Source organism: Parachlamydia acanthamoebae, from assembly GCF_000875975.1.
Classification (GTDB): domain Bacteria; phylum Chlamydiota; class Chlamydiia; order Chlamydiales; family Parachlamydiaceae; genus Parachlamydia; species Parachlamydia acanthamoebae.
This window is the reverse complement of the sequence record NZ_BAWW01000003.1, coordinates 137,311-151,884: the sequence shown is the minus strand read 5'-3', so window position 1 is coordinate 151,884 and position 14,574 is coordinate 137,311. Positions and strand designations below refer to the sequence as shown.

Sequence of the window (14,574 nt, the reverse complement as noted above, 5' to 3'; positions counted from 1 at the left end):
CTTTCAATTCATCTGCATAAATTCAAGTCTTAATTTTTAGTAATTCGTATAGGTTATTTTGATGCTAGTTAATATTCTAAAATCGTGGCAGTTTGTTTAGTATTGATGTTTTTTATGTATGTTGTTATTTTTTTTCGAGCAAATCAGTCAAAGTATGAAAAAAATGACATTCTTTCAAATCCTTCATGCTTTTAAATCATCATTATTTAAATACCTAGAACGTTTATGATTCCAATTGTACAGACTCTCTTCAATTCAGTAAGTCAAACCTCTCAAGTTCAGGCAATTGGGAGTCGTTATGTAGAACCAGTTTTAGAAGAACAAGTTTGTGAATCGATCTTTTTTGAAGATTTTTATCCGAAAGAAGATGGCTGTGATCAAACAATTGCTATTTTAAAAGAGTTGAATCACATCGATCGCCACGGATGGGTAACCATCCCGTTCAGAAGAGGGTTTAATTTTGGCCTCTTAGCACTAGAACAAAAACAATTAGATGCGCTTTATCAGCAGTTATATCGAAAAAATCAGCTTTGCGGATTGCCTTCTAAGGATTTTAGCATGCAAGAGCTATTCAAGTCCCTGCTTAAGCATATGCAAGGGGCTATTATTTGTTATGCAGGCAGCGGAGTCAGGAAAAAGGTTTTAGACGAGTCCTATTTTACAAAAATTCTAGAGGAATTAACAAATCATCGAAAAACACAATTAGACCCTGATTTGTGTGCTGAGTTAGGCCAAAAAGATTGTGATGACGACTATCAGGTTCTTTTGGCCCGTTCTGAAAATTTACCTGAAGGGACAAATGCTGTTTTGCAATTTTTAGAAGATCAGGTGGATGAAAAATATAGACATTTGGTTCGAAAAGCCTGTTTAAACAACTTTTGCATTAAAGCCCCTTTCTTCTCATTGGTTTCTTGGACAAATCGGCGAGCAACATCCAATCCGGCTGTTGACGAGAATGTTGACTGTGATGTTGTTTTTGTATCACAACCTAACGATTGCTTTTTAGACGCGAAATTTAGCATCCGTCTGAATTCCATTGTAGAAGATAAAGTTAATGGCACTCCCCTAATTCCGAATGGAGGTCATTATATTCATGATGGAGAATTCCATGCAGCAGGAGGCTTACAAGGGATTATCTGTTTTCTGACAAGGGTTTTGAAAGCACAAAATTTAGACAATATGAATAATCATATTTTTTCTAAGCTCGTTGCTTTGATTTCTATGGGCCGAAGAGACTATGGACAGGGATTTCAATTTATTCAACAAAGCGAAAAAAGCAAAAAGAGTTTGCCATGGCAAATTACCGATCGATTCATTATCGGGGCCACTGATAATTTAACGATAGAAAATGCTTTGCAGATCTCGACTTATTTAAAAAAACATTATCCGCATGATCAAGTGATGGCTCTTGCCATGACTTACAACGCTTGTTTATGTATTAGTCAGCATGTCTCGCCCATACTTGTGGATGAGATTTATAAGAAATTATTGCCGATTCCCAATGCACTGGATGATCATTTTTCAATTTTTGCATTAATAGATCAAGGTGTACGGTTAGGGATTTCGTTTGTCGATGTGACGCAAATCCATCAGTGCTTTGCATTGTTAGCCCTTGGAGTAAAAAGAGGGCAATTTAATGCATCCAGTGTCCAAATTTTCTTAAGCAAACATGAAGGTTTTCCTGTTGTAAAAATTCAAGAGGAAAACAAGTCTGTTTTCATTCGTTTTGATCCATTAAAAGGTTACCAAACATGTTTAGCTCTATTGAAAGATAAAAAAATAAGTCGCTACTTAATACATGTTTTGAATGCGTATTTTCCGCAAAACAGCTTTTTGGCTTCAGAAGGCTCTCAGCTTTCGGGATATCGGGAGCATATGAAAATATTATTGAAGCCTTTGCAAGAGGCAATCCTGGAACATGAATTTGCTGAAAATTCTTTTTTAAGTCATTTAAACTATTACTTGTTATCTGCTTGCCAAACGTGTATTCCCTCTTTCATGGGGTTAGAAAACGTGATCAAGCAATTTCCTTTTATTCATGAAAGAAGCAATCAAAAAAGGAAAAGAATTTTAGAATGTCAGCTTGAAAATATTTTGTTTTTTTCGAAAATTGAGCCTTGGTTCAACTTCGTAGCGAATATATTTGAGATATTTCATCGATCAACATCTTCTGTGCAGGCTTGGATGGAGGCATTGGCTTCCATCAACGACCCTCGACTACAGCAATTATCTTTTGGGATTTTAAAATATTCTCTTCAGACAAAAAGAAAGACCTATTTAATCCGTGTCTTAGCCGAACATTTGTTGTCGACTAATGTAGAGTTAGCATTTGAAGTCTTTAAACTCTGCGATCTCCAGGAGGTTGCATACAAAAGAATCCACTTAGATTTATTTTTAAATTTTTCATCCCACATCAAAGACCATCCTGTAGACTTCATTTTTGCATTTATGAAACAAGTCCAGCCTCTTTTTGAAAATCACGACCTTAATGATGAATTACTAACTGCTAAGGAGCATTTTGAGACGATTGTTAGTCCACTTTTAAAAAAGATTTTTCATTCAGGTTACAAATCTTATGTACATACTCTATTAACACTTCTCACGAAAAAAAACTCTAAAAGCGAGATGTGGCGTGACATTTTAAATGAGTTAATTAGTCATTCGGAAGTTGAAGAAAGTTTATCTTTATGGAGAGAGGGAAAAACATTTAAAGTATGGAGACAAAAGGATGCCTTAGCTTTTGCAGAATATGTGTTTAAACATATTGAAGCAAAAAATCATTTCATCAAAGCAGAAGTTTTGACGGATCTTTGCAAATTCTCACCTTCAGGATCTAGTTATGGGCAAATTAGGCAGCTTGTTTTATCTATCCTCACGAATGAAAAGGGGAAAATTACGGCCAGAAAGGTGCCACAGAATTATTCCCCCTATTTATCTAAAGAAGAGCTACTTTCTGTTGAGTTAAATGTGATTAAGGATGATATCTCAGGCTCTCATTTTTTCTCTGCCGCTGAAAGTCTTTTGGGCATATCATTCTTTTCGGAAAATGATGGATCTCAAAAAACCAAAAAAATAATCTACTTTTTCTTTTCAAAGTTGATGGAATCCAAAGGGGATCTTAAAGATTCTAAGTTATTCGACACCATTCTCAAACTTTTATCTAGTCAGTCATTTGCTCACTTGATCACGAGAGAACATAAAATAGACTGGATTTTTGGCATTATTCAAAAAATGGGAAATGTCAATAAACTTCCCCAGTTTTCTTCATTTCTTCATGAGATGCTTAAAGAGATCTGGAGCCAAGATTCCTTCCTTTTGTACTCCTCATGCATTGATTATTGTTTAAAGCATCTTTTACATAATAAGCAGATATCAAAGCCTTTAAAAAAAGTGGTGCAAGATTTTCATGTTCATTTGCTTTTTTATAGCTTGTCATTGCCAAAAAAACAGGTGTTTTTTGATGTGGTACAGCTTGTGGTAAATCAGGAGTGCTTTAAAACTCTAAAAAGTGAAAGTCGTACGCGTTTAGAAGAGCACACGTTACGATCTTTAAAAAAGCCCAATCTGAGTAAAGAAGAAGTTTTGGGCTTTCATCATCTCTATAAAGGTGTAATGGTCCAAGGAAACAGTGTGGAAGTGAATTTTGAGATTGTGGAAGCTTTGATCACGCATTTATTGCATTTCTCTCAGGTAACATTTGTGAACCATTGGAGCGCCCAATTATTGCAACATTCGCAAACGCCTTCTCAAATTACGGTTTTACTTAAAGTGGGTTATCATTTAATACCTTCCAACGAGAGGGATTTTCAGAAAATATTTGATGCGTTTTATAGTAAACAATGCGTAGATAAAGATGGAGAATTTGCCTGGAAACAACTTGTCGAAGAATGTCTAACAAAATCTCATCCTCAATTTGTTTTTCATCTAATCGAGCGAAATGAAGAGATGTTAAAAGAATTAGATTTCTGTATAGAAAAGCTGTTAAAGCATTTTTTAGAAAATACCAAACCCCAGCCTCATCAGCTAGAAACTTATATAAAGATTACTGAGCACGCTAATTGCGCAAATTTCGTAACCTGGTTGGATTTATGTCATAAAATAGAACGTTTTGGGTCAGAGAAGATAAAAGATCAATTTTTGCATGCTTTTAAGGAAAGAGTACTTTACTCCGATGTTTTGAAGGCTTTTCCCCAAGACAAATTCGCCTGTTTGATGCGTTGCTTGTCTCTTTTAGAAAGAGAAAAAGGGTTTTCAGCGGAGCAATGGCTGCAAGATAAGCGTATTGCAGCTTTTTTTGATGAGCCACTTTTAAAAGATAAAAAAGCAGAATTTTATTCTCACTTGCTAAAGCTTATCCAAAAAAAGAACCCTCTCGCTTATGTGATAACATTGCATAAACACATGGCTATTTTGATGGAAAATAGCCACCCAGAAGCTTTATCAATCGACTCAGTTAAACTTTTAATACATAACACTCAAGAATGCATGATTATCAAAGGATGCCATGCCTTGCAAAAGAGATTTATGGAATCTCCTGGGCCAGAGGAAGAGGCTCTTTTTATTGATTTATTAGCGCGAACGGTGAGTGAGTTAGTAAAAAGTCATCAAATCATTGAAGAGGTGGCTGTTCTTATTCGTCTCTATACGCAAAAATATGCAATAGAATTTATTTTTGAAGCCATGGAGCTTTGTTCTTCACATCCGAATAAAAAAATTAAAGCGATGTTTTCCGACTTGCAAACACACTTTTTTTCTGTTCAAGAGAGTGAATCTTATCACGTTTTGGAAGACTGGGTTCAAACACCCCCTTCTCTTCAATTTTTGTCCGCATTTTTTGAATCTTCTGTTGTGGAAAAATTCTTAGCGCCAAATCAAATCAATCAATTATTTGGAAAAGCGATCGTGAAACTGATGGAGAAAAATCCCTGCAAAGAGTCTTTAAGGCTTTTTTATGATCATTTTTCAAGATTTGAATCTCTCCCAAAGCTTAAGGTTAGCGCACTAAAAGAGTTTTTTAGCATGCTCTTTGATGTAGATTCTTTCATTAATCAAGAAGATCAATTTTGGCGCTATCTAGATACATTTGCTCTTTTATGGATTAGGCAATCGACGAAGCCTGAAAACTATTTCTACAAATGGGAACGGTTATCAAGTGAAGACCAAAAAACGAGAGTTTTTCATTTAATTGCTTCATCAGATATTCAAAAATTGGAAAAAAATCTTCAAGCTCCTATCCCGTGCGCCAATGATCCCAGCATACTTGATCGCATTTTTGACTTTGCGAATATTATGTTCGAGCTTTCAACACTTCAAAAGAAGAATTTAGAGAAAAATTATTCTCATGCATGGGGAATTGCAAAATATTTTCTAGGAACGCTTGTTTATCTAGATTCAAAGGAAGTTTCTCCAAAGAACAGGGTGAGATATGCACAGATCATTGAGACATTAGCTGATCAGCTGATCTACATGAATGAATTTTTGTGTAAGAAGATGCAATTAGGGGAAATTTTTTTTCAGTTAGAACTCCCTAAAACGGCCGAAAAGGTTTTTCAGAAACTCTATTTCTATTGTTACCAAGATTGGCCTCAAGGATTTTTGATCTCCGACAAAGGAAAAATGGAAATCATCAATGATCTTTTTCCTATCCTTGCAAAGCATCCCATCGATTCAAGTCGGCAAAAAGCCGTGCAACTTTTTGGTTCTGTTGGGTATTTTTGTATGCAAAATTTTCCTCGGACTTACTTCTCCGATTTTAAGTATTTATTAGAAAAAATTCAGGACAAGGATTTATCGGTTACGCTTGTTGATCAATTTCTTGAAAAATTAGCGAAAAGTCCCTTCAGTGCAAAATTTTCCTTATCTACTAAAGCAAGCCTTATAGAGAGCTCAATTCTTTTTGTAGCGGACCAAGCAGAAATCCGGACAAAGAGTATCGAATTGTTTGGGAAATTTGCGGATTTACTAGCGAAGATGGATCGTCAGAAGTATAACGCATGCTTCGAAAAAATCGCTCAATTGTATGGGAATCTAAAAGAGTTTGAAGGGCTAAAAGAATTGCAGCCAAAAACATTTAACTTTTTGCATTTATGCTGTTTTAGAGAGTGGCCAAGTTCTGTCATTTTGAAAATTAACGAACATGAACAAACCAAAATATTCGAAGATACCATCCAATTGCTGATCAATGGTTTAGATGCGAATAGAGCAACCGAGTTATTTATTAAACATGGTCATTTACTGCTGAATAAAAATGCGCAAGTCTATGCTAACACTCTAGAATCTATTCTCAATTTCTTAAAAGGAAAAGAAGAAATCCATTTAATTTCCGCTGAATTTGAAAAGATTGCAAAGTATGCAAAAGATGACTCTTTAAGGATTTTTGAGACAATTTTTCATATCCTTGAAATGGATGTTGCCACATTTTTGGAATCAGGAGCTCTGCTCTTAACGGGAGCTTTTCATGCACGTATTTTTCAAGGAAACATCGACTCATTTTATGAGAAAATACATGTCTTTGGAAAACACATGTTATCTTCCATGGCTGCTGGAAATCTAGATGCCTATCAGGACGTGTTTTTCCCATTACTGTTTCTTGATTTTGGAAAAACACGTGAAACAAAGCTTTCTTCCGAAGAAAAAATATTAAGATTATCAAAAATTAATCATTGGCAGAATGAGTTCGGAAAAATGCTTGCACTGAGAAAAGAAACGGTTCTGAAAAGAAAATTCAAGATGATGGTTAATAAAATCCAGGGAATAAAAGAGGAAAAGGACCCCGTTCGTTTTGAAAAGGCCACACAGTGGATTGAAAATCAATTATTGAAAAACCTTATCCGTCTTTCAGCTAATTCGATCGATCACTTCACTATCACGTGCGATTCTCTACAGTATGTGCAAAATGTGATTTTGCGACGTCCCCCTGAAGAGCGCGATAGTCATGGATATGAATTGTTATTAGAGTGTTACCAGCCACTATGGGAATGGTTAGAAAATCACGGAATGACGATTATGGGTAGCTTGTCCAAAGTCCCGATTTTTCGATTCATTATTTCAGCTCTTATAGGTAAAGAAAACTGCACAATAGCGCTAAAGGAAACGGCTAAAGGAAGAGACTGCTTTGCGAAACTTTGTATAGAGCTTTCTCATGCAATGCTTAAGGCAAGCTTAAAAATTGCACCAACAGACTCGGAGAATAACCGATTTTTTTGTATTGAAATGATTGCATTTATCAATAAAACAATAGACTTACAGGTATTTGACAATCATCTGGAAAAATTTTATTTTATCGTTGATTTGTTTCAGAGATTTTTATCACACCTTTCACCATATTCAGAAAACGAAAAAAACATGCTAATGCAGGTAGCTGAAAAAGCTGCGTTTCAACCGATTGATGAAGCTTTTATGCTGCAACAGATCTTCTTATTTATTCTAAAAACCTGGACCTGCAGAAAAACACATGAAGAGAGGAAACAAAGTCGTCTTTTAATTTGCAATTGGTTGCTGATATTGATCAGCAAAAAAAGATTGCCTGAAGGATTGAAGCTTCTTCGCCAACATCCCATTGTTGAGGTGACCTTTGATAAGTTAGAAATCAAGGAAATCAAGGAAATAGGTTAATTTTTTTATTTTTAGAATTTGTTTTAATATGTTTTTGTGCTTAGCTACGCATAAATCAGCATAAAAAATATGAGGAATATGTCTAAAAATTACGACGCAGTTGTGATTGGAACAGGACCCAATGGTTTTGCAGCGGCTATTACACTGGCCCAAGCCGGTCTTTCCGTAGGGATGTTTGAAGCGAAAGATACGATAGGTGGAGGAATGCGCTCAGCCGAGCTTACTCTGCCTGGATATGTTCATGATGTCTGTTCGGCCATCCATCCTTTAGGAGTGGGGTCGCCCTTCTTCCGTTCATTGCCTCTTGAAAAGCACGGATTAAAATGGATTTTTCCTTCGGCTGCTTTGGCGCATCCTTTCGATGATGGATCGGTCGCAATTCTTGAAAGCTCCATCGAGAAAACAAGTGAAATATTAGGTCTCGATGCAACAGCTTATCGACGCATTTTAGAGCCTTGTGTACAAAAGTGGGATAATCTTGTTGATGATTTATTGGGACCTTTAAGGTTTCCGAAGCACCCTATTCAAATGGCTTGGTTTGCAGGATTATGCTTACAACCTGCCTACAGCTTAGCATGTCAATTTTTTCGTGAGGAACGGGCTCGCGGTCTTTTTGGAGGGCTTGCAGCTCACTCGATGATGCCTTTAGAGCGCTCCTTAACATCTGCTTTTGGTCTTATTCTAGGGACACTCGGTCATAAGGCAGGCTGGCCACTACCTGAAGGGGGATCACAAAATATTGCCAATGCTTTGGCATCTTTCTTTCGCTCTCTTGGAGGAGAAATTCACACAAACACAAATATTGAGTGCATTGATGATCTTCCGTCATCTCAGGTAATCCTCTGCGACGTGTCACCAAAACAATTATTAAAAATAGCAGATCATCAGCTTTCTGATCATTATAAGGGTAAGCTAGCCAGCTACCGTTATGGACCAGGCGTTTTCAAAGTGGATTGGGCGTTGAGTCAATCAATTCCCTGGAAGGCGAAAGAGTGTTTACGTGCAGGTACAGTACATATTGGGGGAACTCTTGATGAAATCGCCAAATCGGAAAGAGAAGTTTGGGAGAATGTTCACCCTCAAAAACCTTACATCATTCTTGCTCAGCAGAGTTTATTTGATTCTACTCGAGCTCCTAAGGGGAAGCAGACAGCTTGGGCCTACTGTCATGTTCCCAATGGCTCTAACGTGGATATGACAGAGGTTATTGAGGCACAGATTGAACGTTTTGCTCCAGGATTTAAGGATTGTATTCTGGCTAAAGCGACCAAATCGGCTGTAGAATTTGAGCAATACAATGCCAATTATGTGGGAGGGGATATCAACGGTGGCGTACAGGACCTCACACAGCTATTCACGCGTCCGGTTGCGAGAATAGTGCCCTATTCAACACCGCGTAAAGGACTATACATTTGTTCTGCTTCAACTCCTCCAGGAGGGGGCGTTCATGGTATGTGTGGCTATCATGCCGCTAAAGCAGCTCTTAAGCAGTGCTTTTAAATAGTTTTGAAATATTTCTGAGGAATGAATTAACCTGGAAGCAATTCAATGTTTCATTGACTGCAGTGTGCTAGAAGTGTGTTAACTGTTTTAGCGTGCTTGCTCTAAATGTTTTTGATGATCTCATGCATAAAATATCAGGATCCTTCACTTGTTTAAGCTAATCTTTTGTTTTTTCTTTTTATATCCCTTATATATTTTGCCTTTTCATGGTGGTGAAGTAATTCCCGCATGGGAAAATACTTTTCAAAAACTATCTAATGAGGAAAAGTGTATTCTTGATGTTTTTTTTAAAAGAATGATCACTGAATCCGAAGGTGGTTATGTTCTCTACGGTTCAAAGCCAGCCTGCTCTGAGGGAATATTTGATCGAAAAAAGTCTCAAGTCAATTGGATCGGAAACAAAAATCATCAAAATTCAGTAGAACTAGCTGAAGGGTATCGTGTCTGGAAAAAGTATTTTGCTTCCATTGCTTCTAAAAATTTAATTATTTGCTTAAAAGATCATCCGGATTCTTTATATGATGCATGGCATCAGTTATTTTGGGTGAATCCTAGAAAATTACAAGAAGTCATAAGTGATCATTTAGCTTTATTCAGATACTCTTTAGGACCTCATGTAACCCCCTCATCATTCTTAAATTTTATGATTGATCCATCTCAGGATTTTCTTCATGATTACGTGTTGATAGGAATTATTTTGGGATTTGGAAGTTTTAATTCCTTGTCTTACCAGCGATTGGAAATAATTGAAAAAGATTTATGTTCAAGAGAAATGCCTCCTTATCAAGCAAAGAGTGAAAGATTAAATTTTCCAAATCGATTTCAAAACGTCTATCTTGGTTTTGATAAAGTTACGGCAGAAAAAGCGCCTCTATCATTTAATTACTCAACTTTAGCAGAAGAGTATGAGCTCTTATTTTCAAGGAGTTTTTCTTCTCGAAAAAAATCTTCGGAAATTCCTTTATTCGCAATTTTTCATGAAGACGAAGAAACGACTAATATTGTTTCTAGCTATGAAAAGGACCGATTAAAAATCCAAAATCTTTTGTCTCAATCTGATTTTCTTGAGCAAGTGTTAAAGGTCATTTTTGAATGAGAATATTCCATCCCATTTTCTTTTTTATTTTAGCATTGCATTTTTCTTTCATATGGAGTGAGGAGATGCCATGTGCAGCTTTTTTAATCGCTCAAGAAATTAAGCAAGGGGTTCCCAATCAGGATGAAAAGCAAATCGAAGCTTTAATTGCTGGCTTAGAAGCGCGCCAAAGAGGGATCAATCTCTCATCAGAAGATTTAAACGTTTTTTCTCGGCTCATAGAAAAAGAAAGGTTATTTTTAAGTCAAAAAAATTTGACTGCTTCGGAACATTGGTTAAAACAACTCACAACAGATGATAACATTCATTTCGTTGTTCCTTCTAAATTAGGCTATCTCACCGTAAAAGAAGGAACAGGAAATACCTTAACAAATGAAAACGGTCACATTATAGCTAACTATATCATTAAAAAGTTTGACGATTTTTTTCCAGAAGCAGCAGCAAATCGAAAGTCATTGAATCTTTCTGAAGTAATTCCTGGGTTAGCTCAAGGTATGTTGGGTATGAAAGAAGGGGAAATTCGTACAATTTATATCCATCCTGACTATGCCTATGCAAATAGCTATCTTTTTGATCCTAACGTGGGTATAGAAGCGACCATCGAACTTGTTTCTATTTTATCCACTCCTTCTACGATTTCTCCTCTCCCTATACCTATGCAAAAGAGCCTTCCTAACATCTCTCAAGATGAGATTACAACCTTGCGGCTAAGAAATTCCTATGTTTTAGGTTGGAAGTTGTGGGATCATTTAAGATGGGGAGATAAGCAATTTAGTCTTCACGAGTTGATCAAGTATTTGAGATCCAATGAGACTGTGAAATTGCCACTTGAATGGCTTGATGAAATTAATCGCATTCATTGGAATCTGTATCAAGCCAAAAAACAATCTGTGACTGGATAAATGTGGCTGCTCTGTTAAAGCTGAGCAGCCACATTTTGCATTAATTGACTGTCAAATCTTCAGGGATCATGGAGAGTGAAGCATATTTGCCACCCATGTCGCGCAGGAGGGCCTGCCAAAGTTTTTCAGGTGGAGTGTCAAATAGGTGATGTGCCGAAGCTGGGTGTAAAAACCAATGGCTATCTAAAAATTCTCTTTCTAGCTGTCCAGCTCCCCAACCTGCATAACCAAAACAAAGGTGGATGTGAGGGCCTTGCTCATCCGAGATGGTCTCTTGCAAAAATTGCAGGTCACCGCCTAAGAAGACATTATCACAAATTTGTAGGGTTTGACTAGGAATACGGTTAGATGTATGTAAGAGCATCATTTGATTGGTTTGAACAGGTCCACCAGCTCGAATTCCCACATGAGGATTTGCGAGATTATTGATGTTGATAATCTCCTCAGGAAGTTCAAGTTCAAGGCTTTTGTTTACAATAATGCCAAATGATCCATTGGGATTATGCTCGCAAACTAGAACAACTGCTCGAAAGAAAATCCCACTATCAATTTCTGGCGTGGCAATCAAGAATGTTCCTTTTTGAATCTGCGAGTAGGGGGCATTTTCCATAATGATCCTTATCTTTTTTAGCTCTTACAAAAAGTTTTTAGGGACACACTTCACAACACATAGGCACTAACTCGGTTTTTTGTACTTCACAATCAACAACTTGCTGATTGTACATTTTTAAAGCTTCTTCTGTGGATGCAAGTCTTCTTAGCAGTTCTGCAAACACCTTTTTGTACTGCGCATTTTCCAGCAGACAAGGTGGGTTGCAGCCTGTTTCATCTAATACCATAGAGACTCTTGAAAGAGAAGTTGAGATTTTATCAATTTCATCATTGAAGAAATTGCGAAACTCTTGCGGTGAACACAGCTTTTGTAAGAGATTTAGCCGACGAGCACGCAATCTCTGCCATTGCTTATCCAAATGAAAGAGAATGCCGTAGTGATTAACATCATTCATGAGGATTTCTCCTTTGCTTAGGAGAGAGGAGATTTTAAGATTGAGATCATCTTTCATTAGCAATGTGCCAAGGCTTCCTTTGCCTTCTTTAATGGATGCAAACACTTCTTTCCCATCATTAGTCATGGCTTTAGTGTTCGATGTCGTGGAAACTAGGTTATCCAATAATTCGTCGACTTTTTCCCAAGATTCTCCAAATTTTTCTGTGACGTCATGCAGATTATTCAACGTTTCAGAAATGGTATCGGGTTTATTTAAGGCGGCTGTCATGTCGCTGAGATTTTGCATAGAATCTCCTAGATTACGCCACACATTTTCCTCTTCCATGGCATTAAGAGCTCTGCTAATGGAATCTAAGGCGAGATCGAGTTTTATCGCGACACCTTTCAAATCTTTAATTGTATCTTCGACAGAACCCGATTCGTTTGCATAAATCACTTGATCATTCACAATCTCAAGCTTTTGACCCTCTTTTGGTGGAAGAGGGGTAATCGCGACGGATCTTTCTCCGAGTAGGCCGGAAGTGCGTAAAGAAATTTCGTCTGTGTTAAATACGTTTACAGCGGAATCGACCAGCAACTCTAATTCATAAATATAAACATGCCCGTCTCGTCCAATTCTTTCTTCAATGGCTTCTTGAAGCTCACGAATGTCTGCTACTTCCCCAACTGGTTTTCCTCCAAAATTGACGCGTGTACCAATGGAGATTTTATCAATGTCCGAGAATCTTACGCGTAGCCTTTTTCCCTCGTCACCTACGGATGGGTGTAAAAAAAGTAACATGAATATTACAATCGCAAAAGCGACGATAACAAAAATGCCGATGATTAAGTTTTTTGCTTGATCAGCCATGAATTAAGGTCTCCTAGTCTGCTGGCTACCGAGTAAATCTTTAGTTAGTATGGCATTTTCAAAAAATGCATGTAACAAGGGATCGTCGATTTTCATAAATTCTTCTTTGGGAGCAATTTGCGCGATTTTGCCATCATGATGAAAGGCGAGTCTGTCGCCAACTTCCATAGCAGAGCGAATATCGTGCGTGACGACAATGCTGGTGGCTTTTAGTTCTTTTTTGGTCGTATTGATAAGGTCGTTAATTTGCATCGCGGTAATCGGGTCAAGGCCTGTCGTCGGTTCATCGTAGAGGATGATTTTGGGATGGTAAACAATCAAGCGGGCTAATGCCGCTCGTTTACGCATTCCACCCGACAGATCGGATGGCATTATATTTTCTGTGCCACTCAAACCAACAAGATCGAGAGCGTGGCTGACTCTTTCTTTGATTTCATTCTCAGATAAGCTTTTTTCATGTTGGTTTAAAAAAAAGGCGGTATTTTCTCCTACATTCATCGAATCAAATAAAGCGGAGCCTTGGAAAAGCATTCCCATGCGAGAAGGTGTATGACTTTTTTCAAGGGAAGTGATGGGCTCTCCATCAATTTCGATCGTGCCACTATCTGGCTGTTCAATGCCGATGATCTGCTTTAATAAAACGCTTTTCCCAACCCCTGATCTTCCTAGAATGACTAAAGTTTCTCCCTCAAAGACTTCAAGGTTGAGTCCTTTGAGAACCTCTAGTTTTCCGTATTTTTTATATAAGTCTTTTATAATAATTTGTTTGCGCATCTAAAACCACTTGCTAATAAAATCTGAAATATAGGGATAGGATCCATTCAACCCGATGGTGATGATGAAATTGCTAATCAATATAACGGAATAGCAGATCACAACACTATTTGTGGTGGCGCGGCCGACACCTGCAGCTCCTCCTCGCGTCGATAATCCCCTATAACAAGAAATGGTAATAATGATAATCCCAAAAATAAATGCTTTGATCAATCCACTTACCATGTCGAATGTTTTAATGTGAAGAGGGAGTGGATCTAAAAAAGTTGATGGGGGCATTTGATAATAATACACAGAAAGTAAGTAGCCGCCCAAAATACCCATGAGGCAGCTGAAAATCGTTAACAGCGGGAGCATGGTTGTTCCAGCGATAAAGCGGGGGGCGATCAGATAGCGTAAAGGGTTAACGGACATCGAGCGTAAGGCGTCAATTTGCTCGGTGACACGCATGGTTCCTAATTCGGCACACATGGAGGCTCCGACGCGGCCTGTCACCATAAAAGCCGTTAAAATGGGACCAAGTTCAACCATCATCGCCTTTGTTACCATTAAACCTGTGGCACTTGCTAATCCTTTGTCGGATAACTGAAAGAAAGATTGAGCAGCTAAAACCAGCCCGGTAGAAAATCCTGTGATGGCAACAACAGGAAGGGACATCACACCGATTTCGAACATTTGATCGCGGATCAAACTCCATGCAGGAGGACGCTTGATCGTGACCCAAATCACTTTTAAAATCAGAAGAAAGTAATCGCCAAGAGTGGCGAGCATTTTAGTCATTGTATTCATGCAGATAAAATTTCACTAGCGAAGGGTAAAAAAAAGC

Annotated in this window: 8 protein-coding genes; 4 read left to right on the top strand and 4 right to left on the bottom strand. The window is 37.7% G+C overall.

The features are described from left to right. Nucleotides 1–225 precede the first annotated feature (225 nt). From AOM43_RS01835 to AOM43_RS01820, 4 genes are all read left to right on the top strand, one after another. On the top strand, nucleotides 226–7,614 hold the full coding sequence (locus tag AOM43_RS01835) for a hypothetical protein (protein ID WP_059358795.1): 7,389 nt from the start codon (nucleotides 226–228) through the stop codon (nucleotides 7,612–7,614). A 78-nt stretch (nucleotides 7,615–7,692) separates the two neighbouring features. After that, on the top strand, nucleotides 7,693–9,114 hold the full coding sequence (locus AOM43_RS01830; protein ID WP_013924590.1) for a phytoene desaturase family protein: 1,422 nt from the start codon (nucleotides 7,693–7,695) through the stop codon (nucleotides 9,112–9,114). 151 nt (nucleotides 9,115–9,265) lie between these two features. Beyond that, the gene (locus AOM43_RS01825; protein WP_039376414.1) at nucleotides 9,266–10,213 is read left to right on the top strand and encodes a hypothetical protein; all 948 of its coding nucleotides are present in this window, start codon (nucleotides 9,266–9,268) and stop codon (nucleotides 10,211–10,213) included. 65 nt (nucleotides 10,214–10,278) lie between these two features. After that, the gene (locus AOM43_RS01820) at nucleotides 10,279–11,115 is read left to right on the top strand and encodes an FKBP-type peptidyl-prolyl cis-trans isomerase (RefSeq protein ID WP_226987359.1); all 837 of its coding nucleotides are present in this window, start codon (nucleotides 10,279–10,281) and stop codon (nucleotides 11,113–11,115) included. Between the two features lie 40 nt (nucleotides 11,116–11,155). Here AOM43_RS01820 and AOM43_RS01815 read toward each other — a convergent pair whose 3' ends face one another. The 4 genes from AOM43_RS01815 to AOM43_RS01800 are packed head-to-tail and all read right to left on the bottom strand — an operon-like array spanning nucleotide 11,156 to nucleotide 14,528. Continuing rightward, nucleotides 11,156–11,725, bottom strand: a complete 570-nt coding sequence (locus tag AOM43_RS01815) for a YqgE/AlgH family protein (protein ID WP_059358791.1) — start codon at nucleotides 11,723–11,725, stop codon at nucleotides 11,156–11,158. Nucleotides 11,726–11,762: 37 nt separating this feature from the next. After that, a complete protein-coding gene (locus tag AOM43_RS01810) occupies nucleotides 11,763–12,974 on the bottom strand; it encodes an MlaD family protein (RefSeq protein WP_006341893.1) in 1,212 nt (403 codons plus the stop codon). Between the two features lie 3 nt (nucleotides 12,975–12,977). After that, nucleotides 12,978–13,748, bottom strand: a complete 771-nt coding sequence (locus AOM43_RS01805) for an ABC transporter ATP-binding protein (RefSeq protein ID WP_006341892.1) — start codon at nucleotides 13,746–13,748, stop codon at nucleotides 12,978–12,980. Then, nucleotides 13,749–14,528, bottom strand: coding sequence for an MlaE family ABC transporter permease (locus tag AOM43_RS01800; protein ID WP_013924594.1), 780 nt, complete (start codon nucleotides 14,526–14,528; stop codon nucleotides 13,749–13,751). Nucleotides 14,529–14,574 lie beyond the last annotated feature (46 nt).